A 25,402-nucleotide genomic window follows, 5' to 3' on the forward strand; every position below is an offset into this window, starting at 1 on the left:
TCATACTCCTTGGTATTCGATCAGGCGCAGGTCGACACGGTCCTCGCCATTTTCGCGTTGCAGGATGCGCACCGGCGTGGGGACACCGTTGGCGATCCACAGAATGGTTTCGTTGTTGCCGCCGTTGGTGCGGTACACCTTCAGCGCGTTGTAGGACAGGTCGCCGACCTCCACGCTCTCGGTCTGCGCGGCCGCCTGGTAATCGTGCTGGCGCACCTTGCCCAGTTCAACGTAGCGGTAGTGCATGGCCACGCCGGGGCGGGCATCGCGCATCAGCGACAGGTTCAGCAGCAGCGCGCTCTGGTCGCCGGGCTGCAGCGGAATGGGTTTGGCGCGGTCCTTCTTCACATCACCGGTCCACTGCGCGGTGCCGGTTTCCCAGTTGTAGGTGCCCACCGCCTTCTTGCCCAGGAACAGGCCCTTGCGGACGGTGCTCTGGCTCAACGGCGCGTAGACGCCATTGCGCACGTCGAACACGGTGCTCTGCTCCAGGTTCAGGCCGAGCACGCTGGCAAAGCCGCGGCGGCCGACCACCTGCATGTCCACCCGCCACTGGTTGCCGCCGGTGTGGGTCACCTGCATGGTTGCGTCGCCGGCCTCCTTGCCCTTGTAGAAGGCTTGGTAGGTGGCACTGAACGGCTGCAGCGGCGGCGGTTCCCAGGCCATGGCCGGCAGCGCGGGCACGGCCGGTTCGGGCGGTGCCTCGACCGCGGGCGCGGCCGACGGCGGGGTCTGTGCCCAAGCGGCGAAGGCGAGCACGGCGAACGGCAGCAGCAGGAGTTTGCGCAACGGAGGCGTGTTTTTCATGGCGGGCAGGGACCGCAGGAGGAGGCAGGATGCCAGCCCCGCAGTCAGCGGGGCGTGTGCACGGGCGTTACCGGTTCAGGTTTCCGGCGGAATCTAGAGCCAATGGGCTAAACAGGGGGTGACCGTCGAGTGTCGGCTGACCCTCCCGTTCAGCCAGGCGGCCACCGCACAGCAGCTGCAGGGTGGCGATCAGCAGCGGATGTTCGACCGCCAGCACCCGGAGGGCGAGGCTGTCTGCGTCATCGCCGGCCAGCACCGGCACGCGCACCTGGGCCAGCACGGTGCCGGCATCCAGCTCGGGCACCACCAGGTGAACGCTGGCGCCGTGCTCGGCATCGCCGGCTTCCAGCGCGCGGGCGTGGGTGTGCAGGCCCTTGTGCAGCGGCAGCAGCGACGGATGGATGTTGACCAGGCGGCCGTTGAAGCGCTGCACGAAGTCGGCGCCGAGGATGCGCATGTAGCCGGCGCAGACGATCCAGTCCGGGGCCGCGGCCTGCACGGCATCGCCCAGCGCCTGCTCGTACGCGGCGCGGTCGCTGAAGGTCTTCGGCGCGTGTGCCCAGCGCTGGCCGGGCCCGACGCGCCGCAGTGCCGCTGCGTCGGGGCGGTCGGAAAAGACCCCCACCACCTCGGCCGGCAGGCGGCCGGCGTCGATCGCATCAAGGATGGCCTGCAGGTTGCTGCCACGGCCGGAGGCCAGTACGGCGATGCGTGCGGTCATGCGGCGGCCATCGGGTGTCTCAGCGGCGGGAAGTCGCGTTGGCTTCGAAGGCCGCCTTCACCTGCGGGCGCAGCAGCACGACCAGGGTGAATACGCCCAGCACGGTGCCGAACGGGGTGAACAGGCAGGCGATGGCGGCCACCACCATGCACAGCATGTGCCGGCGCCGCTGCTTCAGGCAGCGCCCGGCATAGGCGATGAAGCCCGCCAGGCCGAGCCCGAAGGACACCGCGCAGCCGCCCATGATGATGAACATCCAGCCCATGAACTGCTGCTCGTGCAGCGGCGTGGCCTGGCCGTTGGAGTTCATCGGCAGGGCGCCGCTGAGCATGGCGATGCCCATCACGATGTGCATGCAGAAGATCAGCCCGAACACGGCGGCCAGGCCGGCCACCACGTAATGGAAGATCGCCAGCAGGCGCAGGTGGTCGATGTCCTGTGCGGTCAGTGCGGGCGCAACCGGGGCCGGGGGCGGCACCGGTGCGGCGGACAACGGGGGCGTAGCGTCCATGCGGGCTCCTAGGGTGTCGATCAGGCGATGCGGACGCGTTCGGCGTCGCTGGCGGTGACCACCTGGCCGATCGGCCAGTGGTCCAGGCCCTGCGCCTGCACGGCTTCGGACACCGCGGCGACCTGCTCCGGGGCGACGATCAGCACGAAGCCGATGCCGCAGTTGAAGGTGCGCCACATCTCGCTGTCGACCACGGCGCCCTCCTTCTGCAGCCACTGGAACACCGGAGGCAGCGGCCAGGCCGAGGCCTGGATGTCCAGGCCGAGGCCTTCGGGCACCACGCGGATGATGTTCTCGGTCAGGCCGCCACCGGTGATGTGGGCCATGCCGTGGATGGCCGCACCGTGCGACTTCAGCAGCGACAGGATCGGCTTGACGTACAGGCGGGTCGGCGCCATCAGCGCGTCGACCAGCTTGACGCCGTCTTCCAGCTCCAGGTCGGCCGGCTGGCCGGCGCGGTCGTAGATGCGGCGCACCAGCGAGTAGCCGTTGGAGTGCGGGCCGGAGGAGGCGATGCCGATCAGCACGTCGCCGGCGGCCACGCTGGCGCCGTCCTTCAGTTCGCTCTTCTCGACCGCGGCGACGGTGAAGCCGGCCAGGTCGTACTCGCCCGGGGCATACATGTCGGGCATTTCAGCGGTTTCGCCGCCGATCAGCGCGCAGCCGGCCTCGGTGCAGCCGTTGGCGATGCCACCCACGACCGCCGCGGCGGTGTCGATATCCAGCTTGCCGGTGGCGAAGTAGTCCAGGAAGAACAGCGGCTCGGCGCCCTGCACCAGCACGTCGTTGACGCACATGGCGACCAGGTCGATGCCGATCGTATCGTGGCGGTTCAGCTGGTGGGCCAGCTTCAGCTTGGTGCCCACGCCGTCGGTGCCCGACACCAGCACCGGCTCGCGGTACTTGTTGGACAGGTCGAACAGGGCGCCGAAGCCGCCCAGGCCGCCCATCACTTCCGGGCGGAAGCTGCGCTTGACCAGGGGCTTGATCCGCTCGACCAGCTCGTTGCCGGCGTCGATGTCGACACCCGCGTCACGGTAGGTGAGGGGGGAGGGGGCGGAAGACGGGGTGTTGGTCACGGGCGTCGGCGCTGGCAGGGGTTGAACGGACGATTTTAACAGGCCGCATTGGCGCAAAGTCCGTATTCGGGCAACAATTCCCCCCGGATACGTCGAGCCAATGGATGTCCTGATGCGCCGCAGCCTTATTCCCGCCCTGCTCCTTGCGCTGTGCCTGCCGGTGGCCACGATGGCCCAGAGCGGCCTCCGCACTGAGGGAGATGTCGCCACCGCCAGCGGTGCCTACGAGGCCGAAGTGCCTGTGAACAGCCAAGCCGAAGCCGACCGCAACGGTGGCCTGGCCCGTGCCCTGAGCGTGGTGCTGGGCAAGTTGTCCGGCGACCGCAACGTGACCGCGCGCCCGGGTGTGGTGCAGGCCCTGCGCAACGCCAAGGATTACGTGGCCAGCTACGACTTCAGGCAGGACCAGAGCGTCGGCGCCAGTGGCGCGCCCAGCTACCGGACCCTGCTGGTCGCCCGCTTCCGCGAAGATGACGTCGATGCGCTGGTCTCGGCCCTGGGCCTGCCGCTGTGGCCGCAGCCGCGGCCGAAGCCGGTGGTCTGGCTGGCCGTGGACGACGGCAGCGGCCCGCGCCTGGTCAGCGTGCAGCAGGCCAATGCGGCCCGTCCGCTGCTGAATCGCGCCATCGAGCGTGGCTACAAGCTGGGCCTGCCCAGCGGTGGTGCCGCCGAACAGGCGCTGGCCGGGGCCATCTGGCGCCAGGACAGCGCTGCGGTGGCCCGTGCGTCGTCACGCTACTCGCCGCCGATGCAGCTGATCGGCAAGCTGTACCGCGCCAATGGCGGCTGGCAGGCGGACTGGGTGTTCGTCGACAACGGCCGCGAGCTGAACAAGTGGACCACCAAGGACGCCAACGCCATGCGCGCGATGGCGGCCGGTGCCGACGGTGCCGCCGATGCCCTGGTCAAGCGCTACGCCAAGGCCGGTGCCGCCACCGGGGCCGCCGGTACCTACCGCGTGGTGGTGACCGGCATCAACAGCACCGATGAGTACCTGCGCCTGGCCGCCGGCCTGCGCGAGGTGCCGGTGGTGCGCAACGTCACTCCGCTGCGGGCGACGGCCGACCACCTGGAGCTGAACCTGGAAATGACCACCGGCCTGGCCGGCTTCAACCGGATGCTGGGCGACAACGGCGTGCTGGTGCCGTCGGCGACCCTGCCGGCCCTGCCGGCGCCGATCGATGACAGCACCGGCGCACCGCAGCCGGCGCCGGTCAGCAACGAGTACCGCCTGCGATGATTCTCAGCCCGGAAGCGGAAATCGCGCAGTTCCTGCGACGGCTGAAGTACGTGGCCGTCGTCCTGCTGATCGGCTGGGTGGTGTGGCTGCTGGCCCCCATCCTGACCCCGTTCGTGCTGGCCCTGGCGCTGGCCTGGCTGGGTGACCCGCTGGTCGACCGCATCGAGGCCACCGGCCGTTCGCGCAACACCGGCGTGGTGCTGGTGTTCGTTGCCATGGTGCTGGTCATCACTGCGCTGCTGCTGGTACTGGTGCCGATGATCGAGCGCCAGATCACCACCCTGGTGGCGGCGGTGCCGCAGGCGCAGGCCTGGCTGATGCAGACCGCCATCCCGTGGTTCGAGCAGAAGACCGGCCTGGAAGTGATGCAGTGGATGGACCCGGACCGGCTGATCGAGTGGGTGCGCAGCCACTGGCAGCAGGCCGGCGGCTTCGCCACCACCTTCATGGGCTACGTCTCGCGCTCGGGCTTCACCGTGGTGACCTGGATGGTCAACCTGGCGCTGCTGCCGATCCTGGCGTTCTACTTCCTGCGTGACTGGGACAAGCTGGTCGAGCGCGTCGCCTCGGTCATCCCGCGCAACCACATCGGCACGATCACCAACCTGGCGCGCGAATCCAACGAGGTGCTGGGTGCGTTCATCCGTGGCCAGTTCCTGGTGATGGTGGCGCTGGGCGTGATCTACGCCGCCGGCCTGTCGCTGGTCGGCCTGAAGCTGGGGCTGTTGATCGGCCTGGTGGCCGGCCTGATCAGCTTCATCCCGTACCTGGGCGCGACCACCGGCATCGTGATGGCGGTGGTGGCGGCGCTGGTGCAGGCACAAGGCATCGACCTGAAGCTGCTGCTGCTGGTGGGCGTGGTGTTCACCGTGGGCCAGCTGCTGGAAAGCTACGTGCTGACCCCGCGCATCGTCGGCGACAAGATCGGCCTGCACCCGGTGGCGGTGATCTTCGCGGTGATGGCCGGTGGCCAGCTGTTCGGTTTCCTCGGCATGCTGCTGGCGCTGCCGGTGGCCGCGGTCAGCAACGTGCTGCTGCGCTATGCGCACCAGCGTTACCGCCAGAGCGAGCTGTACGTCGGCGAAAAGCCGGCCATCGTGCTTGATGGCGTGATCGACGCACCCCATATCATCCTCGACCCCTACGAGCACGGCCCGGACCCGAAGTGATTGGTGTGCCGCAACTTCCGCTGGCCCTGCATTACCCGCGGGACCAGCGCCTGGAGACCTTCATCGGCGCGCCGGATGGCGCGCTGGCGCAGCTGCGTGCGATCGCGGTGGGCGCCAGCCATGACTGGGTCTACCTGGAAGGTGCGGCAGGCACGGGCAAGACCCACCAGGCGCTGGCGATGTGTTCCAGCGCGCAGCAGGCCGGGCGCCTGCCGACCTACGTGCCACTGGCCGGCGCGGCCGGCCGCGTGGCGGCGGCGCTGGATGGGCTGGAGCAGCGCGAGCTGGTGGCGCTGGACGGCCTGGATGCGGTGGCCGGCCACCGCGAGGACGAGATCGCGCTGTTCGACTTCCACAACCGCGCACGCGCGGCGGGGGTAACGGTGCTGTACACGGCGCAGCATGCGCCGGGCGAGCTGGGCCTGGTGCTGCCGGACCTGCGTTCGCGGCTGGGCCAGTGCGTGCGGGTGCTGCTGCAGCCGCTGGACGAGGATGGCCGGGCGGCGGTGCTGCGCGAGCGCGCGCTGCGGCGCGGGCTGGCGATCGACGAGGCGGCCATCGAGTGGCTGCTGTCGCACACCGGACGCGAGCTGGGTGGGCTGATCACGCTGCTGGACTGGCTGGACCGGGAGTCGCTGGCGGCGAAGCGGCGGATCACGGTGCCGTTCCTGCGGCAGGTGCTGGAAGAAGGCCGGCCCCGGTACTGAGGGTGGGGTCTTCTTTGCAGGGCTGCTGCCCTGCACCCGCTGCAGGCCAGAGCAACGTCAACGTCCCCATCAAGTGCTGGCTTCCTGGGGGCGGCGGGGTGGCCGGTGGCCTCGGGATTCGACCCGGGATCCGATGTGCCCCGCTCTTGGTAGGTGTCGACCTTGGTCGACACGTGTCTTGATTGTGGTGGGTGTCGACCGTTGGTCGACAGCACGCGGGAATGAATTTCCTGTAGAGCCGAGCCTATGCTCGGCTTTCTTGCATCGGGGCGGACGGCCAAAAGCAGCCGAGCGTGGGCTCGGCTCTACAGGAACAAGTGAGCGAGCGCAGCGACGCGATCCGCTTCTGCTTTTCTTTTTCTTTTCCGTGCGCATCCTGCCACGAGGGGCTCAGCCGTTCGCTGCCAACTCCGCATCCAGCGCCTGCAGCCGATCCACCGTCCCGACATCGGTCCAGCGCCCGCGATGGTGCTGCCCCGTCATCAACCCCCGCGCCATGAAATGCTTCTGCAGCGGCACCACCGAGAACTTCGGCGGTACGCGTTCGCTGCCCGGCGCATCGCCGATCACCGCGCGCCAGTCCGCCACGATCGATGGCCGGTACACGCCAATGCCGGCATAGGTCAGGCACGGCCCGGTGCGGTCGTGGTGCAGCAGTCCGTGCGCATCCAGGCGGTAATCGCCCTCGGGGTGCTGCGCCGGGTTGTCCACCAGCACCAGGTGCGCCTGGCCCTGCGGTTCGGCGGGCAGGGTGGCGAAGTCGAAGTCCGTCCAGATATCGCCGTTGACCACGAGGAACGGCGCATCGCCCAGCAGCGGCAGTGCGTTGAGGATGCCGCCGCCGGTTTCCAGCGGGGTCACGCCTTCGTGCACGAAGTGCAGCTGCAGGCCCCATTGGCTGCCATCGCCCAGCGTGGCCGGGAACTGCTCGGCCAGCCAGGCGGTGTTGACCACCACCTCGCGCACGCCGAGTGCGGCCAGCCGCTCCAGGTGCCACACGATCAGCGGCTTGCCGGCCACCGCCAGCAGAGGCTTGGGCGTGTGCAGGGTCAGCGGGCGCATGCGCTCGCCGAGGCCGGCGGCGAAGATCAGCGCTTTCATCAGCGCACCAGGCGCATCGGCGCGGCCAGCTCGGCCAGCGCCGGCTTGATGCGTTCGTCCAGCAGCTGCTGCAGCGCGGCCAGTTCGGGGTAGCGTGGCAGTACTTCATCGAGGTAGCCGATGAAGCGCGGCACGTCGTCCAGATAGTGGCCCTTGTTGTCGCGATAGCGCAGGCGGCTGAAGATGCCCAGGCACTTCAGGTGGCGCTGGATGCCCATCCAGTCGGCATCGCGCAGGAAGGTCGCGCGGTCAGGTACCGGCAGGCCGGCGTCGAGCGCGCGCTGGTGGTACTGCGCCAACCAGGCGTCCACGCGCGCCAGCGGCCAGCTCAGGAACGCGTCCTTGAACAGGCTCACCGCGTCGTAGGCGATCGGGCCACGCACCAGGTCCTGGAAATCGAGGATGGCCGGGCCGTCGTCGACCGGCATCAGGTTGCGCGGCATGTAGTCGCGATGGGTCATCAGCTGGGCCTGGCCCAGCGCGTTGTCCGTCAACAGCCGCTGCGCCTGCTGCAGGCTTTCGGCCTCGGCGGCGTCGAGGGTGATGCCCAGGTGGCGCTGCAGGAACCATTCGTCGAACATGCCGGCGTCACGCTGCAGCAGGGCTTCGCCGAAGCGGCCGAAATCTCCGGGCACCGGGATTGCCTGCAGGCGCAGCAGCTGATCGATGGAACGGCTGAACCAGGCATCGGCATTGCGCTCGTCCAGCACCTTGGCCAGGGTCGGGCCGCCAAGGTCTTCCAGCAGCAGGAAGCCAGCTTGGAGATCCTGGGCCAGCAGGGCGGGCACGCGCAGGCCGTGGTCGTGCAGCAGGTCGCGCATGCGCAGCCACGGCTGCGGGTCTTCCTGGCCGGGCGGGGCATCCATCACGATGTGGCTGCCGCGCGTGCTGGTGGTGCGCCAGTAGCTGCGCAGGCCGGCATCGACCGAGGCGCGCTCGACCACTGCGTTGGCATCGTCCAGGCGGGTGCGGGCCCACTGCAGGCGCTGCGCGCTGCGCTGGGGATCGGAAGCAGGTTCGGTCATGCAGGCAGTTCCGGGCGCGACGGGCGCGCCAAGCTCAAGGGAAAAGAGGGAAGAGGGGTGTCAGCGGCGGGGGGTGAACAGCCGCATCAGCGCCAGCACGGCCACCGCGCCGACCACCGCGCCGAGGAAACCGGCCGGCTCGCCGGGGGAATACCAACCCATGTACTGGCCGAACCAGCCGGCCACCAGGGCGCCGACGATGCCGAGCACGATGGTCAGCAGGCAGCCCATGCGGTTGTTGCCGGGCATGAAGAAACGCCCGAGCAGGCCGACGAAGAAACCGACCAGCAGGATGTACAGCCAGCTGCTGCTGCCGAACAGACCATTCATGTGCATGCGTTCCGCTTGGGGTGGACGCAGCCTAGCAAGGCAAGGCTGCGTCCGTCACGGGTGTGCGATCAGCAGCAGCCGTGGTCGCCGTGGCGGGTACCGCTGTCGGCAGCCACCGGCGAACCGCTGGTCTCGCCGCGCAGGCTGGCGGCGTAGTGCTCGCTGATGACCTTGGACACGCAGGCGGTGACCTTCTTGCCCATCGGAATGTGCAGGAACTCGTTCGGACCGTGCGCGTTGGAGTGCGGGCCGAGCACGCCGGTGATCATGAACTGGGCGCCGGGGAACTTCTCACCCAGCATGCCCATGAACGGGATCGAGCCGCCTTCGCCCATGTACATCGCCGGCTTGCCGAAGAAGGCCTGGCTGGCGTCGTCGATGGCCTGGGTCAGCCACGGCGCCATGGCCGGGGCGTTCCAGCCGGTGGAGGCCTTTTCCAGGTCCAGGGTGATCTGGGCGCCGTTCGGCGGATCGCGCAGCAGTGCTTCCTTCAGCAGTTCGCCGCAGGTCTTGCCGTCGGCGGTCGGCGGCAGGCGCAGCGACAGCTTCACCGAGGTCTGCGGACGCAGCACGTTGCCGGCCGATTCAAGCGGCGGCATGCCGCCCACGCCGGTGACCGACAGCGCCGGGCGCCAGGTGCGGTTGAGCACCAGCTCGGTGAGGTCCTCGTTCATCGGGCGCAGGCCGTCGACCATCGGGAACTTCTCGAAGATCTCGGTATCCACCACTTCGGCGGCACGCTTGGCCTGGGCCTGGCGCTCGGCCGGGATCTCGACGTTCATGCCGTCGATCAGGATACGGCCGGTGTCCTGGTCCTCGATGCGCGACAGGATCTGGCGCAGCAGGCGGAAGCTGGACGGGATGACGCCGGAGGCATCGCCGGAATGCACACCTTCGTTGAGCACCTTGACCGTGAAGTTGCCGCCGGTCAGGCCGCGCAGCGAGGTGGTGCACCACAGCTGGTCGTAGTTGGCGCAGCCCGAATCCAGGCAGACCACCAGCGACGGCTTGCCGATGCGGTCGGCCAGGTGGTCGACATAGGCGGGCAGGTCGTAGCTGCCGGACTCTTCGCAGGCTTCGATCAGGACCACGCAGCGGGCGTGCGGCAGGCCCTGGGCCTGCAGGGCCAGCACCGCGGCCAGCGAGCCGAAGATGGCGTAACCGTCGTCGGCGCCGCCGCGGCCATACAGCTTGTCGCCGCGCAGGACCGGGGTCCACGGGCCGAGGTCGTCATCCCAGCCGGTCATTTCCGGTTGCTTGTCCAGGTGCCCGTAGAGCAGGATAGTGTCGTCGCCGGTTTCGGCGCCGGTGGCGGGAATTTCCAGGAAAATCAGCGGGGTGCGGCCTTCCAGGCGCACCACCTCGACCTTCAGACCTGGCAGCTGCTGGGCCTTGGCCCAGTTTTCCATCAGGCTGACCGCCTGCTCCATGTAGCCGTTCTGCACCCAGTTGGCGTCGAACATCGGCGACTTGTTGGGGATGCGGATGTAGTCGACCAACTGGGGGACGATCTCGCTGTCCCACTTGTCATTGACGAATTGGCCGAGCTTGGCGCTGTCCATCTGAAACTCCGGTTGCATGGGCATGTGTTGCCGCCATTCTACGCCTGTGCCGGGGGTAGGGTTTTTCCTACAGCACGTCGGGTATTTGGCTGGCTTTTAGAAATCGCCGAAACCGATAGGCTGTGTGCATGTGGTGACGGACACTGTTTCGACCGACGGGATTGCCGGTCGGGACGGCCAGAACCACAAGGAGATACACGTCGTGCCTTGGTCAGTCGTGTTCAGGGGGTTGGTGCTGGTGATGTGGGTGGTGGGGGCGCAAGCCGCCGAGCCGATCGACATCAACCGGGCCGATGCCCAGGCGCTTCAGCAGGGACTGGCGATGGTCGGGGCCGTAAAGGCCGCGGCAATCGTCGAGCACCGGCGCAGACATGGCCCCTTTCGCCGCGTCGAGGACCTGACGCAGGTGAAGGGAATAGGGACAGCCATCGTCGAACGGAATCGACAGCGGATCACTGTCGGCAACACGATGTTGCCAGCGGATCCGGTACCCGGATCGGTACCGGTGCGCTCCGTACCCAGGCGTTGACAGCAGGATCGTCGGGACCGGCAGGAGGCTGGTTCACCGGACACGGACAGGAAGGCCGTGCCCACCGACCGTCGCAGGGATGCGGCACCAATCACCAGGATGGTGGCATCACAGACCTGTGGAAGGGGCTGAGATATAAACAGGACGAATGCGGCCGCGTGCAGGATGCAACGCCGCCCCACAGCGCAGGATGCGAGGGGGTGGCAGCAGGCCGACAAGGATGTAACGAGTGCCCGGTACGACACATGGCTGTGTCGCCGGGCATTTCTCTTTCTGGCATGGGCAGAGTGTGGTGCGGCGCCTCACTGCTGATGGTGTAGGTTGAGGGTTCCCCACGGATTGGTACCTGCTGGATGCGCCTGCCCCGTCTGCCCCTGATGCTCGCACTTGCCCTGGCCCTGCCGCTGATGGCGCAGGCCGCGACGCCTGCCGCCAAGAGCGCCACCGCCACCGCCACCCCCGAAGTACGCGGCCCGACCGATCTCAAACCCGGTGAATACCTGTGGCACCCGGAAGTGTCGCCGGCCGGCCCGATCGTGCTGGTGGTCAGCCTGGATGAGCAGCGCGCCTACGTGTACCGCAACGGCATCGCCATCGGCCTGAGCACGATCAGCTCGGGCAAGGCCGGGCATGAAACGCCGACCGGCGTGTTCACGATCCTGCAGAAGGACAAGGACCACAAATCCAACCTCTACAACAGCGCGCCGATGCCCTACATGCAGCGGCTGACCTGGGACGGCATCGCCCTGCACGGCGGCAGCCTGCCCGGGCACCCGGCCTCGCACGGTTGCGTACGCCTGCCGCAGGCCTTCGCGCAGAAGCTGTTCAGCGAAACCCAGCGCGGCGACACGGTGGTGGTGGCTGATGCCAAGAGCGCGCCGATGACCCTGGCCTACCCGGCGGTGCTGGCACCGGTGAACGCGCGCGGCCAGGCGCTGCCGGAAACCGAAGGCGCGAGTCCGGCCAAGGCCTGGTGGGATGATGCGGCCGCACCGAGTGGCCAGGTCGGCATCCTGGTCAGCCTGCACGACCAGCGTCTGTATGTACTGCGCGATGGCGTGATGATTGGCGAATCGCCGCTGCGTGCCGATGCGCTGCCGGCGTTCCAGGGCACGACGCTGTTCGTGATGGGGCAGGGCTTCAGCGAAACGCCGAGCCCGCTGGACACCCAGCAGCGCCTGCACCAGTGGACCGCCTACCCGCTGCTGGGCCAGGACCGCGCGCAGGCCACGCCGGACCTGCTGGCCACGCCGTCGCTGCCGATGGCGCTGCCGACTGATTTCGCCCGCCAGCTGTACCAAGTGCTGGTGCCGGGCACGACTCTGCTGGTCACCTCGCTGCCGGCCGTGCGCCCAAGCGCGGCTGAATCGGGGATGCAGCCGGTCTTGGAATCCGAGCCGGCCACGCCCACCTCGAAGAAGTCCTGAGTGAATACCGTGTGCCCATGATTGCTTCACGCACGCGCTGGCAGGCCGCCTGCGGCCTGCTTGCGCTTCTTGCCGGAGGTGGTGCGATGGCGGCAGCACCGCCGGCCACCGCCAGCACCGACGACCTGACCGCGCTGCTGGCGCGCACGGCGCCCAACGCCGACCGCCACGTACTGAAGCTGGCGGCTACTGCGCTCCGCTGCGCGCTGCAGCGGCCGGAACTGGGCATCAAGGGCGAGCGGCTGGGCGTGATCGATTACTCGCGGCCGTCCACCGAGCAGCGCCTGTGGGTGTTCGACCTGGCACGGCAGCGGCTGCTGTTCGAGGAATGGGTGGCGCATGGCCGCAACAGTGGCGGCAACCGCACCGAGCACTTTTCCAATCGGGATGGCAGCTTCATGTCCAGCATCGGTGCGTTCACCGCGCAGGAAACCTACATGGGCGGCAACGGCTATTCGCTGCGCCTGGACGGGTTGGAGCCGGGCTTCAACGACAAGGCCCGCGCCCGAGCCATCGTCATCCACGGCGCGCCCTACGTGAACCCGACCATGGCCCGCGTGCAGGGACGGCTCGGCCGCAGCCTGGGCTGCCCGGCGGTGCGCCTGTCGGTGTCGCGGCCGCTGATCGATTCGCTGCGCGGCGGCACCCTGGTGTTCGCCTATTACCCTGATCCGCAATGGCTGCAGCATTCGCAGCTGCTGGCGCCGCAGTGCGGTGAGGCAGGCGTGGCTGCGCGGTGATGCGCGAACGCGCGCGCCATGATGCAATGCGGGCATGGACATAGATGCTCTGCTGCGCACCCCGAGCCAGGTGATTTCCAGCCTGGACTACCGCCGCGACCGCTGGCGCAATGGCCTGGGCTGGACCCGCGAGATCCTGCGCCTGCCGGCGCAGGGCGATGGCTGGGCGCTGCGCCTGTCGGTGGCCGAAATCGAACAGGACGCCGCGTTTTCGGCGTTCCCCGGCGTGGAGCGCGAGCTGGTGCTGCTGCAGGGCAATGGCGTGCGCCTGCGTTTCGCCGATGGCCGCGTGGCCGAGGTGCTGCCGCCGCACGGTCGCGTGCGCTTTGCCGGAGAGGAAGCGCTGGACGGCGAGCTGGTTGATGGCACCACCCACGATTTCAACCTGATGTGGAAGCGCGGGCTGTTGCAGGCCGAGCTGCTGCACCGGCCACTGGTAGGATCGATGTTCTTCTTCTGCGAGCCAGGCGTGGCCTGGGCGCTGTACCTGCTGGCCGGGCATGCGGAATTCGGCGCGGACAGTGGGCTCCCGCCGATGCAGGCCGGGGATACCGCATGGTTGGGTGCCGGTGAAAGGCAGCGGCATGCGTTGCAGGGCGGCGGCGAGTTGTTGGCGATACGGGTAGCGACCGGCGGGTAGCGCCGGGCCATGCCCGGCGTCGTGGTGCGTCGTGGATGCGGTTGCGGTCAGAGCCCTTTCCTGTGGACAGGGATCCGACCCCGATCGGTGGTCAATACACGTCGCGCCGGTAACGACCGGCCAGCAGCAGCGCTTCCTTGCCGTCGGCACCGAGCACCTGCTCGATCACCGCATCCACTGCCGGGGCCATGCCCTGCAGGCTGCCGCAGACCAGGATCGTGGCGCCTTCCTCCACCCACTGCCGCAGCGTCGCGGCTTCGGCCAGCAGCCGATCCTGCACGTAACGATGCGCGCCGCCATCGCGGCTGAACACCGCATCCAGCCGCGCCAGCGCACCTTCGGCCAGCATCGCCTGCAGTTCGTCGCCGAAATGGAAATCGTGTGCGGCCGAGCGTTCGCCGAACAGCAGCCAGGTGCGGCGCGCGCCGCCGCGCGCGCGCTCATGCAGGTGCGCGCGCAGGCCGGCGATGCCGGTGCCGTTGCCGATCAGCAGCAGCGGCACCTCGGCAGCAACGCCGTGGAAATTCTGGTTGCGGCGCAGGCGCAGCTGCACCGGTTCGTGCAGCACGGCGTGGTCGCACAGCCAGCCACTGCCGATGCCGGGCGTGCCATCGGCGCGCAGCTGGCGGCGCAGCAGCAGTTCCAGCGCGCCATGGGCCATCACCGAGGCAATCGAGTATTCGCGGTGCGGCAGCGGCTGCAGCGCAGCCAGCAGCCCGGGCAGGTCGCCGGGCGCCACCAGGCTGGGCAGATGCGAGCGCACCACGTGATCCAGCAGGGTGCGGCCATCGTCCAGCGGCAGCTCCGGATTGAAATCGCGTTCGCGCAGCCAGTCGCGCGTGCTGGCCGCGGCGTGCTGCGGGCCGACTTCGGCGATATCGCCGGCCTGCCACTGCGCATCGCTGCCGGGCGGTGGCTGCAGGCGCAGCCAGTACACCGGCCCGCCGCTGCTGCCGGGGTTGAGGTGTTCGCGCTGCAGCAGCGGCCACGGCTGGTAGTCGGCCGGGCTCCAGTCGGGCAGTTCGCTGGCGCCGCCGCCGATCTGCCCGAGCAGCTGCTGCCAGTGGCGCAGCGCGGCAGGATCGGCGTTGTCGACTTCGATCGCATCGAACATCGGGTGCGCACCGTGCTGGCGCAGCCAGTCATCGAGCTGGTGGCCGAACGCACAGAAGTGGCCGTAGCTGCGGTCACCCAGGGCGAGCACGCCGAACTGCAGGTGGCCCAGCGTGGGCGAGGTGCTCATCACCCGGCGCAGGAAGGGCAGGGCGTGGTCAGGGGCATCGCCTTCGCCGGTGGTGCTGGCGATGAACAGTGCACGCTGGCTCTGCGCCAGCAGTGCGGCATCGACTTCGTGCAGGCCGCGCACGCGCACCGGCAGGCTGGCGGCGCGCAGGGCTTCGGCGCTGCGTTCGGCCAGTTCGCGGGCGAAACCGGTCTGGCTGGACCACACCAGCAGCAGCGGTGCGACATCATTGCTGGGGGCGTCATCGCGCGGGCGGCCGCGCCACCACAATGCGGTGCAGGCCAGCGCGTACAACGCGGTCGCCAGCAGCGCGCCCTGCCAGTACCGCGCAGGCGGTGCGCCCTGCCACCAGGTCTCGCCCAGGTGCAGGCGCAGCAGTGCGTAGCCGGCCACGGCCAGCAGCACCATCACGATCAGGTTGCCGAGTACGGCGCGCGACGGTCGGCGGCTCATGCGGCCTGCTCGTCGAGCAGGCGCTGGAAGGCGCTGCTGAGGTATTCGCGCGGGCCATCGATGGCCCGTTCCAGGTAGCGTGCGGCCAGGCCTTCGCGCTCGGCCAGGGCCAGGCCCTGTTCGCGGCCGAGGACGGTCAGCGCGGTGGCCCAGGCATCGGCGTGCATCGCATCATCGGCAACCACGGTGACGGCCGCGGCGACCTGGCGCACCGGCATGCCGCTGCGCGGGTCCAGGCTGTGGCTGTAGGCCTGGCCGTCGGCCTGGTACTGGTGCCAGCGGTCGCCCGAGGTGGCCACGGCCTTGCCATCCAGTGCCAGCACGCGCGGCGGCGTGTCGGTGTGCGCGTCTTCTTCCGGCGCCGACTCCACCAGCACGCGCCACGGTTGCCCATCGGGCTTGCGGCCGTAGCCGGCCAGTTCGCCGCCCACGTCGATCAGCGCAGCGGTGATGCCCTGCGCGCGCAGCCAGGCGGCGACGTGATCGACACCGAAGCCTTTCGCAATCGCAGAGAGATCCAGTTCCAGGCCACCGGGTTGCAGCAGCGCTTCATCGCGCCACTGCAGCTGCTGCCAGCCGCAGCGGGCGCGGGTGGCCTGCAGGGTGGCGGCGTCGGGCACGCGGCGCGGGCCGGCCTGTGCACCGAAACCCCAGAGCGCGACCAGCGGGCCCAGGGTGGGATCGAAGGCGCCGTCGCTGGCAGCGGCAATGGCCTGCGCGGCAGCCAGCACATGGCGGGTTTCGGCCGGCAGCGGGCACCATTGGCCCGCGTCGGCGCGGTTGTAGCGGCCCAGGTCCGAACCGGCTTCCCAGGTGCTCATCTGCGCGACCACCTCATCCAGGCGCGCCTGGATGCCGGCGTGCAGCGGGTGCAGGTCGCGCTGGCGTGGCGCCACCAGCGACACACTCCAGGTGGTGCCCATGGTGGTGCCACCGAGGCGGGCGATGTCGAGCAGGGAATCGGTCATGGCGGGGCGTTGCAGGCGCGATGCCAGGACGGGCCCGGCACCGCGGTCCACGTCATTGCGGCAGCACTTCCAGGGTGGCGACGTAGCTCAGGCGGCGCTTGGCGGCCTGCTTCACCGAGGTGTTGTTGTCTTCGGTGCCGGTTTCCAGCCAGTACATGCCGGCTTCCGGCCAGGTCACCTTGATCTCGCCCTTCGCGTCGCTGGTCAGCTTCAGCTCGTCCTGCGCGTTGCGGTAGCGGGTGGCGCCACGCACGATCTCGAACTCCAGGCCGGCGGCCGGCTTGCCATCCACCAGCACGCGGAAGGTCGCTTCCTCGCCGGCGAACAGATCGTTCGGATGGCCCACGGCCACCAGTTCAATGCCGCGGTTGGTCGGCTTCAGCGCGGTGTCGTTCGGTGCGCCGTTGGTGACGAAGGTTTCCACGCGGCCCACCGACTGGCTCACTTCCAGCTTCTTCGCATCCTTGGGCAGTTCGCCGAAGGTCGCGGCGGTACCGCGCCAGCGCTTGCGCTCGCCGTTCTGCTCGTAGGTGGCGAACAGGCCGTCATTGACCGAGGCGATGCGGTAGGTGCCCTGCTGCTTCAGCTCGAGGTCGAACACGCTGCGGTACTTGCCGGTGGCCGGGTTCTGCGGCTGCACGCTGCTGCCGTCCGGCGCGGTGATGACCAGCGATTCCAGGCGCAGCGGCACGTGGTTGAAATAGAACAGGTCGTTGGAGACCGCACCGTCGACGGTGATCCACGGCGCGTTGCCGGCGATGACGGTCTGCGAGGGCAGCAGCCAGGCCTTGTGGGCCAGGGCGGAGAACGGAAGGGCAGCGGCCAGGGCGGCGGCTAGGACGAGCGTGCGCTTCATGCGAGAGACTCCAGTTGGAAAGGGATCCGACCCCGGGTGATGCAGTTACGGCTTGACGGCCAGGGTGACCTGGCCCAGTTCGGTGGCGCCCTGCGCCTTGCCGTTCTGCGCGGCGGTGGCCGGCCAGGTGAAGGGGATCTTCAGCAGTTCGCGGCCGCCGACTTCGCGCACCGCTTCCACCACCAGGGTGTAGCTGCCCGGGGCCAGCTGCTTCAGGGCCGGCTGCTGGTCGTTGAACGACAGTGCGTGCTTGCCTGCCGGGCGGGTCGGACCGGTCACGCCATCCACCGGTACCTGCAGGGTGCGGCCGCTCTTGCGCCACCACTGGCGCAGGTCGGGCAGCCATTTGGTGCCATGGCCTTCGCTGTTGCCGGTCTGCTGGTACCAGACCGAGAGGTTGGCGGCGACCTTCTGGTCGGCGCCTTCCAGCCACACGGCCACATACGGGCGGTGGTATTCGGCGACGTTGAGCTTGGGCACTTCGACGTTGATGTCGAGGGTGGCCGCATAGGCCGGCGAGGTGGCCAGCAGGCCGCTGAGGGCGATGGTGAGGGTGACGCGCATAAGGCGGCTCCGGAGGGAACGGATGGAAGTCAGTGGATCAGCAACAGGGCGATCAGCAGCGGGATCATCAGGCCCAGGCCGACCAGCGGCCAGGTCATGCGCCGCTGCCGCGCATGTAGGTGCAGCAGGAACAGGCCGGTGATGCAGAACACCAAGCAGGCCACCGCGAACAGGTCCAGGAACCAGCCCCACGCCGGGCCGGCATTGCGGCCCTTGTGCAGGTCGTTGAGGTAGGACACCACGCCGCGCGAGGTCGATTCGAATTCCACCGCGCCGCTTTCGCGGTCGATGCTCAGCCAGGCGTCGCCACCAGGGCGCGGCAGCGACAGGTAGATCTCTTCCGGCGACCATTCGGCGGGGCGCCCGCCGATGCCGATGTCCAGCTGCGCATCGAGCCACTGCCGGGCGGGCAGCGGAATCGGCGCGTTGCCGTCTTCGCGGTCACCCAGCGTGCCCAGCAGCTCGGCCGGCAGTTCCAGCTTCTGGTTCTGCACCTGCGGCTTGGCTTCGATCTTCGCCGCGTGGTTCAGGGTCAGGCCGGTGGCCGCGAACAGCAGCATGCCGATCAGGCACACCGCCGAGCTGATCCAATGCCACTGGTGCAGCGTACGCAGCCAGAAGCCACGGCTTTGTTGCTGCTGCACGGCGGAAGAGGCAGGACGGCTCACGGCGTTTTTCGGGGCGGGTGAAGACTACCCATTACAGCATTAATGAGAATGGCTCGCAATTAGATGTCGTTGTGTGTCCCGTGTGGAGGAGCCCGGGCAATGCCAGCCAGTGGCCGGCACTACCGGTGCAGTTGATCCACGCCAGGCGTGGATGCTGGTCAGAACTTCGCGTTCAACGAGATCCAGTAACTACGGCGCTGGTCCTTGGTCGCATAGTCATCGACGCAGTTGAACTCGCTCTGGCTGATCAGCAGGCACGACTGCGAGACGAAGTCCTTGTCCAGCAGGTTGTTGATGCGCACATTGAAGGTCAGCCACGGGGTGGCGTCCCAGCTGCCGCCCAGGTGGAAGATCGTGTAGTCCTGGTAGTAGCGGTTGTGGCTGGCGCCGCTGGCATCGAGGATGGTGTCACGGTAGCGGTCGTAGCGGCCTTCGCTGATCAGCGACAGGCTGATGGCATCGTTGAGCTGCCAGTTGAGGCTGGCGTTGGCCATGTGCTTGGCCGGGGTGGTGCCGGCGATCGGCAGGCCCTTCTGCGCGCCGCTGGTCTGCTCGCTCCTGGTCCAGGTGTAGTTTCCGCGCAGCTGCAGGTTCTCCAGCAGGTCGACGTGCGCGGCCATTTCCACGCCACGTGTTTCGGCCTTGTCGATGTTCACGCTCTGGGTGAAGGTGCTGTAGCCCAGTTCCGCCCAGCCCGGTCCGATGTCCACGCAGTAGCCGCTGCCGGCCGGGGCCACTTCGCAGTTCGGGAACGTGCCGCCGCTGGCGATCTTGTCATCGAACCTGTTGATGAAGCCGGTGACGTTCATGCCCCAGCGCTGGCCTTCGTAGTACGCGGCCAGCTCGTAGTTGGTGCTGGTTTCCGGCTTCAGGTTGGGCGAGCCCACCAGCGGCAGCACGCCCTGGCCGCCGAAGCCGCTGATGCCGGGGAACAGCTGGTCCGGCCGCGGGGTCTTGTAGCCGGTGCTGACGCCACCCTTGAAAGTCCAGGCGTCGCTGGCATTCCACACCAGGTAGCCGCGCGGGCTGACGTGGCTGCCGAACACGTTGTGGTCGTCGTAACGCAGGCCGAAGGTCGCGGTCAGGGTCTCGGTCAGCGACCAGTTGTCCTCGGCGAACAGCGCCCACATGCGGTGCTTCTGCTTGGTGTTGCTGCGGTAGCCGGCGCCGTCCATGCCGAACACGCCGTCGATCATGTCGGTGTCGTTGTACTGGCCACCGACGGTCAGCGTGTGCGCACCGAAGTCCAGGTCGAGCATCGTGTCCAGCACGTAGCCTTCCAGTTCCATGGTGCGCAGCGGGCGCGGCAGGAAGGCCTGCAGGCGCGCCATCTCTTCGGCGTTGAGCGCACCGAGTGCGTTGCTGCGGCCGGCCGCGCAGTTGCTGGCGGCGCCGGTGCGCTGGCAGACGTCGTTCCACAGGGTCTGCAGGTTGGCGCGCTCGTCCAGGGTCAGCGGCAGCGAGCGGCCGAGGTTGTTGCTCTTGCTGTGGGTCAGCGAGGTCTGCCAGGTGCCGAAGCTGTAGCGGCCCTGGTGGGTCAGTGAGAGCTGGTCGCGCTCGTAGCGCTGGTAGGCGGTATAGCCCACGCGCGGCTGCACCACGCGGCGGGTGATCGTGCCGCTGCCGTTCGGGTTGGGGATGACCGCGTTGCCGACGCGCCACAGGCTGGCCAGGCTGTCCAGGGTGCCGGTCTGGCCTTCACTGTTGTCGTACTTCTGCCGCGAGACGTCGTAGTCCAGCCACAGCTCGTGGTCGTCGTTGATGCGGAAATCCAGGCGCACGCCGGTGTTCCAGTTGGTGTTGGCCACCGACTTGCCACCGCCCCCGAAGCCGATGCTGCGCTCCCACAACGTGCCATCGGGCAGGGTCAGCGCATCCCATTCGGGGTTGGAGGCCTTGGCATCGTAGTAGCTGCCGCGCACGGCCATGCTGATGCGGTCCTTCAGCAGTGGGCCGCTGAGGTAGACATCGGTGGTGCGCGCGTCGCCGAACTGGTCGTCCTGCTGCACGGTGAAGCCCTGGCTGAGCGAGCCGTGCCAGCTGTCCTGGTTGCGGCGGGTGATGATGTTGATGACGCCGCCCATCGCATCCGAGCCGTACAGGGTGGACATCGGGCCGCGCACCACCTCGATGCGCTCGATGGCCTCCAGCGGTGGCAGGTACGAGAACTGGCCGCCGCCGAAGTTGTTCGGGTACAGCTGGCCGACATTGCTCTGGCGGCGGCCGTCGATCAGCACCAGGGTGTATTCGGACGGAAGGCCACGCATGGAAATGGTGGCGCGGCCGTTCTTGTCGCTGGGTTCCAGGCCGACGTCGATGCCTTCGACGTCGCGCAGCGCATCGACAAGGCTGGTGTACGGGCGCTTGCTCAGTTCCTCGCGGCTGACCACGCTGATGCTGGCCGGCGCATCGACCACCTTCTGTTCGAAGCCGGCGGCGGTGACCACCACCTTGTCCAGGGTCTGCGGGGCGGCGGCCTCGCCGTTTGCGAAGGCGGGGCTGGCGAAGGCGGCCAGCACGGCGCTGGTCAGCAGGTGGCGGGACAGGGACGAACGGACACGATGGCGCTGGGCCATGGTAGTAACCTCGAAGGATGCAGGGTGGTGCGATGCCAGCGCGGAACGCGTGGCATGCACGGGGAGCCCCGGTCAGGGGCAGCAGGGATGCAGCAGGGGATGAAGCAGGCAGCGGCGCGCAGGCGCGACCGCAGGCGCGGTCACGCGGGGCCGGAGATCAGGCCAGCGGCGGCGCCTGGCCGCGTTGCTGGCGGCGCCCGGGCGCATCGGCCCACGGCGTGTCCGGCGTGGCCAGCGGCCAGTGCGGACGGGCCCCGGCGTGGACCGGGGCGAGGGGAATCAGATCCAGTTCGCTGCGCAGCCACTGGCTGGCCAGCAGCAGCGGCGGTGGCAGTGCCTTGTCGGCCGCCTTGGTCGGCGTGCAGACGCAGCGGCGCAGCTTGGCCGGCGCGTCTTCTTCCACCGGCACGTCACCGCCGCGGCCTTCCATCGGCTGCTGCCAGGCCTGTGCGGCGGCGTCAGCCTGCGCGTGTGGCAGCAGCGGCAGGGTGCCCAGCAGCAACGCCAGCATCGCCACCCACGCCAACAGGCTGGCCAGTGCAGGCCGATGACCGCGCATGGCGGTACCGAACTGCACGAGGCGAAGCGGGCGAGGGCGGAACGGGCGACGCAAGGCAGGCAACCCCTGGGTGTGCGCCGGACCATCCGACGTCAACGGGGCGTGATTGTAATGAGAGCCGTTAGCAGTTGCAAATGAGAATGATTGCCAAAGTGTCGCAGGGCGGCGGCGCAGGCTTCAGACCTCGCTCCAGCGCCGCAGCAGGTTGTGGTACACGCCGGTCAGCTGCAGCACCGCGCCGGCATCGCCGCCGGTCTGCCGCAGGCGTTCGATGGAGGTGTCCATCTCCCACAGCAGGCGCCGCTGCACGTCGTCGCGGACCATGCTCTGCACCCAGAAGAACGAGGCCACGCGCGCGCCACGGGTGACCGGGTTGACCTGGTGCAGGCTGCTGGACGGGTACACGATCAGGTCGCCGGCCGGCAGCTTCACTTCGTGCTCGCCGTAGGTATCGCTGATCACCAGCTCGCCGCCGTCGTACTCCTCCGGCGCGGACAGGAACAGGGTGCAGGAGATGTCCGAGCGCAGCTGTTCGCCGTGGGCCAGGTTCATCACCGCGCCGTCGACGTGGAAGCCGTAGGTGCCGCCGCCGCTGTAGCGGTTGAAGCGGGGTGGCAGGATCTTCAGCGGAAGCGTGGCCGCAAAGAACAGCGGGCTGCGCCGCAGCGTGGCCAGCACGCCCTGGCCGAGCTCGGCCTTCAAGGGCGAGGCATCGGGCAGTTGTTGGTTGTGCTTCACCTGCGCGCCCTGGGCGCCGACGGTTTCGCGCCCGTCGGCCCATTGCGCCGCGTCCAGCTGCTGGCGGATCAGGCTGACCTCTTCAGGCACCAGCACGTTGGGGATGTGCAGCAGCATGCGGGTTCCTCGTTGATGCGCGGGAGAGTCCAGCTCCCCCGCGCCGTGGCCATCAGAAACGGACGTCCGCGCTGAGCAGGAAGGTACGCGGGGCACCCGGGGTGTAACGGTAGCCGCTCTTGTTGATGCTGGCCACGTACTGCTTGTCGAACAGGTTGTAGCCGTTCAAGCGCAGCGACACGCGCTCGTTGATCGCCCAGGACACCACCGCGTCGTAGACCACATACGACTTGGTGAACGCCGGAGTGCCGACGGCACCGTCGGTACCGCGGTGCATGCCGCCGGCGTAGCGCACGCCACCGCCGAGGGTCAGGCCGAACGGCAGGGTGTAGCTGGTCCAGCCGGTGAAGGTGTCGGCCGGCGTATAGGTGAGGTTGGTGGTGCCATCCGCAGCGACCTTGGCGCCTTCCTTGACCTCGGTATCCAGGTGGCTGTAGCCGGCGGTGATCGACCAGTTGTCGGTCAGGCGACCGACCGCGGAGAGCTCCACGCCCTTGACCCGCTTGCTTCCCGTCTGCGTCGGGTTGCCGGCGTCGTCGAGCACGGTGCTGTTGATCTCGTTGTCCACGTCGGTCTGGAACAGGGCCAGGTTCAACGCCAGCGCATCTCCCATGAAGGCCCACTTGCTGCCCACCTCGAAGGTCTTGGCCTTCTGCGGATCCAGCTTCGGGTTGTCGGCGCTGCTGGCCGAACTGCTCAGCTGGAAGTTGGCACCGCCGGGAGGCTGCTGCGAAATTGCGTAGTTGGCGTAGATGCTGACGGTGTCGCCGACCTTGTACAGGGCACCCAGCTTCCAGTTCAGCAGCGTATCGGAGGCTTCAAGGGTGGGATTGCGCAGCACGGTGCCGGTGGGGTTGCTGCCACAGACCGGGCCGCCACGGCCGCCACACACCGAGGCGCTGGCGTACTCGGTCTTGTAATGATCGGCACGCACGCCTGCAGTCAGCAGGAAGCTCTCGCCGAAGGACAGCGTGTCGAACACGTAGGCCGAGGACGTGGTGGTCTTGCCGTGCGCGTCAGCACCATTGTGTGCCCAGGCCAGGCCAACCACGTTCCAGTCAGGGTTGTACAGGTTCGCGGCAGGCCAGCGGCTGCCACCGGTGGCGGCCTGGCCGTAGCTGTCCAGTTCTTCGCGGGTGAATTCCAGACCTGCACTCAGGGCGTGGCCCACCGCGCCGGTGGTGAAGTCGGCGCGCAGGTTCAGCTGGTCGGTCAGGATGGTGTTGCGCTGGTCCTTGAAGGTCGGCAGGCTGCGCGCGATCGCGTAGGTCGAAAGATCCGCTGCGTTGGTATAGGTGATGTTGCCGGTCGGACGGCCGTTGGCGCCGCGCACGCCGGTGCCCATGAAGGCGGTCAGCAGGTAGTCCTGTTCGGTGCGGCCCCAGCGGGCGGTGTTGGTCAGGCGCACGCTGTCGTTGAAGTCATGCTCGAAGCGGAACGTGGCCATCTTCGCGGTCACGTCGTCGTGGTCGGCACGGGTGCCGTAGAAGTTTTCCGGGTCCACCGGATGGCCGGCCAGCGCTTCCAGCGTCGGCTGCGGCGTCCAACCCGGCATGCCGAGGGTCGGCACGCCGCCATCGGGCACGTTGTCCTGCTTCACATACAGCAGGTTGAGGTAATAGCGGGTTGCGGTGCCCAGGCCGAAGGCCAGCGACGGCGCGATGCCCCAGCGCTTGTTCTGCACGTGGTCGCGGCCGGGTTGGTCGCTGTCCTGCCACATGCCGTTGATACGCAGCGCGCTGGTTGCGCCCAGGGACTGGTTCCAGTCGGCGGTGGTGCGGCGCTGCTGGTCGCTGCCCAGCGAAATGCTGGCCAAGGTCGCATCCTGCAGGTTGGCCTGTTTGCTGACCAGGTTGATGGCACCGGTGGGTGCCGAGCGGCCGTTGTCGGTACCGGCCGGGCCCTTGGTCACTTCAACCTGTTCGACGTTGAAGACATCGCGCGAGATCGAGCCCAGATCGCGCACACCGTCCACGAACAGGCTGTTGGACGTGTCGAAGCCGCGCATGAACAGCGCATCGCCGGTGGTGGTGTTGCCGTTCTCACCCGCATAGAAGGTGCCGACGCCCGGGCTGTTGCGCACCGCTTCGGTGAGGGTGGTGGCGCCCTGCTGGTTGAACAGGTCGCTGGTGATGACCTGGATCGTCTGCGGCGTGTCCTGCAGGCGCTGGGTGAACTTCGGCGAGGCGACCTTGTCGGCCTTGTAGCCGCGCGTGGCGTGCACGTCGATCTTGTCCAGCGTGCGTGCGTTGTCGGTGGCGTCTGCCATGGCGAGGGCGGGCAGCGCGGCCAGGCCGAGGCCGGCGGCCAGGCTGGCGGTGGCCAGGGGCAGGGAACGAAGCGGGGAGGCGTGCTTGCGGCTCTTGATCGAGGTCATGGGATGGGCTTTGCAGGATGCGGGAAGCGCCCGTCGGCACGGTGGCCGACGGGACAGAAGGCGAGGGGAGGGTTGGCGCGGACGCGCGGGTGCGACAGATGGGCCGGCGGGCGGCTCAGCTCAGCAGTGCTGGTGGTGCATGCGAGGGGGGCTGACGGCGTGCCGCAAGGCGCACCGGCGCCACATTACGCACAGGCACGCCCAAGGTCTGCGGGCCCGACTCTGGAACGAGCAGGCACAGGCGAAGCAACAGGGGCGTGCCATCGCCGTGACCGCCTTCTGCCCCGGACTCGATGCGCGGGGCGACAGGCTCGCGTGGCGGTGATTCGCCTGGCGGCTCGATGGCGTGGGCATCCAGCGCCGCCGCAGATGGCTGCAGGGTGACGTCTGTAGGGACATCGCGCCCTTCATTGAGCGCCGACCACCCCAGCCACAGCGTCAGCAGCGCGGCCACGAGCAGTGGCCACCCCTGGCGGGCGAGCTGGCACAGCGTGGCGGTGGCTGCAGTCGAAGCCATGGTGCGGTTCGTTACAAACCGTTACGAAGTCGGGTCGAAGGATAACATCAACGATAATGATTCGCATCTGCGAATCTGGTGTAGCCAAACACACGCAACGCGCATATCGCGGCAGTAGATCCACCCCATGGGTGGATGAAGGCCTGCAGGAGACGGCGGGGGCATAGGCGCCCCCGCT

At 68.4% G+C, this 25,402-nt stretch carries 25 protein-coding genes; 7 read left to right on the top strand and 18 right to left on the bottom strand.

Features of this window, described 5'->3' with window-relative positions; all coding sequences use genetic code 11:
• The 4 genes from FJU31_RS07765 to purM form a co-directional block, all read right to left on the bottom strand.
• Positions 1 to 807: a DUF3108 domain-containing protein gene (locus tag FJU31_RS07765; RefSeq protein ID WP_150454234.1), complete on the bottom strand. Its 807-nt coding sequence runs from the start codon at positions 805 to 807 to the stop codon at positions 1 to 3.
• A 67-nt stretch (positions 808 to 874) separates the two neighbouring features.
• Positions 875 to 1,528 (bottom strand): phosphoribosylglycinamide formyltransferase, encoded by a 654-nt coding sequence (gene purN, locus FJU31_RS07770; RefSeq protein WP_150454235.1) that lies wholly within the window; start codon positions 1,526 to 1,528, stop codon positions 875 to 877.
• Positions 1,529 to 1,547: 19 nt separating this feature from the next.
• Entirely contained in the window at positions 1,548 to 2,039 is a 492-nt protein-coding gene (locus FJU31_RS07775; RefSeq protein ID WP_150454236.1) for a hypothetical protein, read from the bottom strand.
• Positions 2,040 to 2,059: 20 nt separating this feature from the next.
• Positions 2,060 to 3,118 carry a phosphoribosylformylglycinamidine cyclo-ligase gene (gene purM, locus FJU31_RS07780; protein WP_150454237.1) on the bottom strand — a complete coding sequence of 353 codons (1,059 nt, stop codon included), beginning with the start codon at positions 3,116 to 3,118 and terminating at the stop codon, positions 2,060 to 2,062.
• 112 nt (positions 3,119 to 3,230) lie between these two features.
• Between purM and FJU31_RS07785 the strand changes: the two genes are divergently transcribed.
• The 3 genes from FJU31_RS07785 to hda are packed head-to-tail and all read left to right on the top strand — an operon-like array spanning position 3,231 to position 6,234.
• Positions 3,231 to 4,358, top strand: a complete 1,128-nt coding sequence (locus FJU31_RS07785) for a DUF2066 domain-containing protein (RefSeq protein WP_246161248.1) — start codon at positions 3,231 to 3,233, stop codon at positions 4,356 to 4,358.
• Positions 4,355 to 5,527 (top strand): AI-2E family transporter, encoded by a 1,173-nt coding sequence (locus tag FJU31_RS07790; protein WP_150454239.1) that lies wholly within the window; start codon positions 4,355 to 4,357, stop codon positions 5,525 to 5,527. The genes FJU31_RS07785 and FJU31_RS07790 overlap by 4 nt, the downstream gene beginning before the upstream one ends.
• On the top strand, positions 5,527 to 6,234 hold the full coding sequence (gene hda / locus FJU31_RS07795) for a DnaA regulatory inactivator Hda (RefSeq protein ID WP_150454310.1): 708 nt from the start codon (positions 5,527 to 5,529) through the stop codon (positions 6,232 to 6,234). The genes FJU31_RS07790 and hda overlap by 1 nt, the downstream gene beginning before the upstream one ends.
• Before the next feature lie 390 nt (positions 6,235 to 6,624).
• Here the strand turns inward: hda and murU are convergent, their stop codons facing one another.
• The 4 genes from murU to FJU31_RS07815 form a co-directional block, all read right to left on the bottom strand.
• The gene (gene murU, locus FJU31_RS07800; RefSeq protein ID WP_150454240.1) at positions 6,625 to 7,335 is read right to left on the bottom strand and encodes an N-acetylmuramate alpha-1-phosphate uridylyltransferase MurU; all 711 of its coding nucleotides are present in this window, start codon (positions 7,333 to 7,335) and stop codon (positions 6,625 to 6,627) included.
• On the bottom strand, positions 7,335 to 8,360 hold the full coding sequence (locus FJU31_RS07805) for an aminoglycoside phosphotransferase family protein (protein ID WP_150454241.1): 1,026 nt from the start codon (positions 8,358 to 8,360) through the stop codon (positions 7,335 to 7,337). Before FJU31_RS07805 ends, murU begins: the two co-directional genes overlap by 1 nt.
• Positions 8,361 to 8,420: 60 nt before the next feature.
• A complete protein-coding gene (locus FJU31_RS07810; RefSeq protein ID WP_079220926.1) occupies positions 8,421 to 8,690 on the bottom strand; it encodes a GlsB/YeaQ/YmgE family stress response membrane protein in 270 nt (89 codons plus the stop codon).
• Positions 8,691 to 8,758: 68 nt separating this feature from the next.
• On the bottom strand, positions 8,759 to 10,252 hold the full coding sequence (locus tag FJU31_RS07815) for a M20 family metallopeptidase (protein WP_150454242.1): 1,494 nt from the start codon (positions 10,250 to 10,252) through the stop codon (positions 8,759 to 8,761).
• 124 nt (positions 10,253 to 10,376) lie between these two features.
• On the opposite strand from FJU31_RS07815, the gene FJU31_RS07820 reads away from it, so the two are divergent.
• The 4 genes from FJU31_RS07820 to FJU31_RS07835 all read left to right on the top strand — a co-directional run bounded on the left by FJU31_RS07820 (position 10,377) and on the right by FJU31_RS07835 (position 13,588).
• A complete protein-coding gene (locus tag FJU31_RS07820; protein WP_246161249.1) occupies positions 10,377 to 10,781 on the top strand; it encodes a ComEA family DNA-binding protein in 405 nt (134 codons plus the stop codon).
• 353 nt (positions 10,782 to 11,134) lie between these two features.
• Entirely contained in the window at positions 11,135 to 12,208 is a 1,074-nt protein-coding gene (locus FJU31_RS07825; protein WP_150454243.1) for a L,D-transpeptidase, read from the top strand.
• 17 nt (positions 12,209 to 12,225) lie between these two features.
• Positions 12,226 to 12,948: a murein L,D-transpeptidase catalytic domain family protein gene (locus FJU31_RS07830; RefSeq protein ID WP_150454244.1), complete on the top strand. Its 723-nt coding sequence runs from the start codon at positions 12,226 to 12,228 to the stop codon at positions 12,946 to 12,948.
• 34 nt (positions 12,949 to 12,982) lie between these two features.
• Entirely contained in the window at positions 12,983 to 13,588 is a 606-nt protein-coding gene (locus FJU31_RS07835) for a HutD/Ves family protein (RefSeq protein WP_150454245.1), read from the top strand.
• A 91-nt stretch (positions 13,589 to 13,679) separates the two neighbouring features.
• Here FJU31_RS07835 and FJU31_RS07840 read toward each other — a convergent pair whose 3' ends face one another.
• From FJU31_RS07840 to FJU31_RS07885, 10 genes are all read right to left on the bottom strand, one after another.
• Positions 13,680 to 15,284 carry a sulfite reductase subunit alpha gene (locus tag FJU31_RS07840; protein WP_150454246.1) on the bottom strand — a complete coding sequence of 535 codons (1,605 nt, stop codon included), beginning with the start codon at positions 15,282 to 15,284 and terminating at the stop codon, positions 13,680 to 13,682.
• Positions 15,281 to 16,252, bottom strand: a complete 972-nt coding sequence (locus tag FJU31_RS07845) for an FAD:protein FMN transferase (protein WP_150454247.1) — start codon at positions 16,250 to 16,252, stop codon at positions 15,281 to 15,283. The genes FJU31_RS07840 and FJU31_RS07845 overlap by 4 nt, the downstream gene beginning before the upstream one ends.
• Positions 16,253 to 16,304: 52 nt before the next feature.
• A complete protein-coding gene (locus FJU31_RS07850; RefSeq protein ID WP_150454248.1) occupies positions 16,305 to 17,108 on the bottom strand; it encodes a DUF4198 domain-containing protein in 804 nt (267 codons plus the stop codon).
• Positions 17,109 to 17,153: 45 nt separating this feature from the next.
• Entirely contained in the window at positions 17,154 to 17,672 is a 519-nt protein-coding gene (locus tag FJU31_RS07855; protein WP_150454249.1) for a DUF2271 domain-containing protein, read from the bottom strand.
• A gap of 29 nt (positions 17,673 to 17,701) precedes the next feature.
• A complete protein-coding gene (locus FJU31_RS07860; protein ID WP_108768063.1) occupies positions 17,702 to 18,340 on the bottom strand; it encodes a PepSY-associated TM helix domain-containing protein in 639 nt (212 codons plus the stop codon).
• Positions 18,341 to 18,498: 158 nt separating this feature from the next.
• Entirely contained in the window at positions 18,499 to 20,916 is a 2,418-nt protein-coding gene (locus FJU31_RS07865; RefSeq protein ID WP_150454250.1) for a TonB-dependent receptor domain-containing protein, read from the bottom strand.
• A 157-nt stretch (positions 20,917 to 21,073) separates the two neighbouring features.
• Entirely contained in the window at positions 21,074 to 21,475 is a 402-nt protein-coding gene (locus tag FJU31_RS07870) for a hypothetical protein (RefSeq protein WP_150454251.1), read from the bottom strand.
• A 177-nt stretch (positions 21,476 to 21,652) separates the two neighbouring features.
• A complete protein-coding gene (locus FJU31_RS07875) occupies positions 21,653 to 22,330 on the bottom strand; it encodes a Fe2+-dependent dioxygenase (protein ID WP_150454252.1) in 678 nt (225 codons plus the stop codon).
• Positions 22,331 to 22,382: 52 nt separating this feature from the next.
• Entirely contained in the window at positions 22,383 to 24,707 is a 2,325-nt protein-coding gene (locus FJU31_RS07880) for a catecholate siderophore receptor Fiu (protein ID WP_150454253.1), read from the bottom strand.
• A gap of 115 nt (positions 24,708 to 24,822) precedes the next feature.
• Positions 24,823 to 25,224 (bottom strand): hypothetical protein, encoded by a 402-nt coding sequence (locus FJU31_RS07885; RefSeq protein ID WP_150454254.1) that lies wholly within the window; start codon positions 25,222 to 25,224, stop codon positions 24,823 to 24,825.
• Positions 25,225 to 25,402: the final 178 nt, after the last annotated feature.

Origin of the sequence: Stenotrophomonas cyclobalanopsidis (genome assembly GCF_008710035.1) — a bacterium.
GTDB lineage: Bacteria > Pseudomonadota > Gammaproteobacteria > Xanthomonadales > Xanthomonadaceae > Stenotrophomonas > Stenotrophomonas cyclobalanopsidis.

Bases quoted from the DNA above. Each gene is read 5' to 3' on its own strand.
- FJU31_RS07765 (WP_150454234.1), bottom strand. From the start codon at position 807: ATGAAAAACACGCCTCCGTTGCGCAAACTCCTGCTGCTGCCGTTCGCC.
- purN (WP_150454235.1), bottom strand. From the start codon at position 1,528: ATGACCGCACGCATCGCCGTACTGGCCTCCGGCCGTGGCAGCAACCTG.
- FJU31_RS07775 (WP_150454236.1), bottom strand. From the start codon at position 2,039: ATGGACGCTACGCCCCCGTTGTCCGCCGCACCGGTGCCGCCCCCGGCC.
- FJU31_RS07785 (WP_246161248.1), top strand. From the start codon at position 3,231: ATGCGCCGCAGCCTTATTCCCGCCCTGCTCCTTGCGCTGTGCCTGCCG.
- FJU31_RS07790 (WP_150454239.1), top strand. From the start codon at position 4,355: ATGATTCTCAGCCCGGAAGCGGAAATCGCGCAGTTCCTGCGACGGCTG.
- murU (WP_150454240.1), bottom strand. From the start codon at position 7,335: ATGAAAGCGCTGATCTTCGCCGCCGGCCTCGGCGAGCGCATGCGCCCG.
- FJU31_RS07805 (WP_150454241.1), bottom strand. From the start codon at position 8,360: ATGACCGAACCTGCTTCCGATCCCCAGCGCAGCGCGCAGCGCCTGCAG.
- FJU31_RS07810 (WP_079220926.1), bottom strand. From the start codon at position 8,690: ATGAATGGTCTGTTCGGCAGCAGCAGCTGGCTGTACATCCTGCTGGTC.
- FJU31_RS07815 (WP_150454242.1), bottom strand. From the start codon at position 10,252: ATGGACAGCGCCAAGCTCGGCCAATTCGTCAATGACAAGTGGGACAGC.
- FJU31_RS07825 (WP_150454243.1), top strand. From the start codon at position 11,135: ATGCGCCTGCCCCGTCTGCCCCTGATGCTCGCACTTGCCCTGGCCCTG.
- FJU31_RS07830 (WP_150454244.1), top strand. From the start codon at position 12,226: ATGATTGCTTCACGCACGCGCTGGCAGGCCGCCTGCGGCCTGCTTGCG.
- FJU31_RS07835 (WP_150454245.1), top strand. From the start codon at position 12,983: ATGGACATAGATGCTCTGCTGCGCACCCCGAGCCAGGTGATTTCCAGC.
- FJU31_RS07840 (WP_150454246.1), bottom strand. From the start codon at position 15,284: ATGAGCCGCCGACCGTCGCGCGCCGTACTCGGCAACCTGATCGTGATG.
- FJU31_RS07845 (WP_150454247.1), bottom strand. From the start codon at position 16,252: ATGACCGATTCCCTGCTCGACATCGCCCGCCTCGGTGGCACCACCATG.
- FJU31_RS07850 (WP_150454248.1), bottom strand. From the start codon at position 17,108: ATGAAGCGCACGCTCGTCCTAGCCGCCGCCCTGGCCGCTGCCCTTCCG.
- FJU31_RS07855 (WP_150454249.1), bottom strand. From the start codon at position 17,672: ATGCGCGTCACCCTCACCATCGCCCTCAGCGGCCTGCTGGCCACCTCG.
- FJU31_RS07865 (WP_150454250.1), bottom strand. From the start codon at position 20,916: ATGGCCCAGCGCCATCGTGTCCGTTCGTCCCTGTCCCGCCACCTGCTG.
- FJU31_RS07870 (WP_150454251.1), bottom strand. From the start codon at position 21,475: ATGCGCGGTCATCGGCCTGCACTGGCCAGCCTGTTGGCGTGGGTGGCG.
- FJU31_RS07875 (WP_150454252.1), bottom strand. From the start codon at position 22,330: ATGCTGCTGCACATCCCCAACGTGCTGGTGCCTGAAGAGGTCAGCCTG.
- FJU31_RS07880 (WP_150454253.1), bottom strand. From the start codon at position 24,707: ATGACCTCGATCAAGAGCCGCAAGCACGCCTCCCCGCTTCGTTCCCTG.
- FJU31_RS07885 (WP_150454254.1), bottom strand. From the start codon at position 25,224: ATGGCTTCGACTGCAGCCACCGCCACGCTGTGCCAGCTCGCCCGCCAG.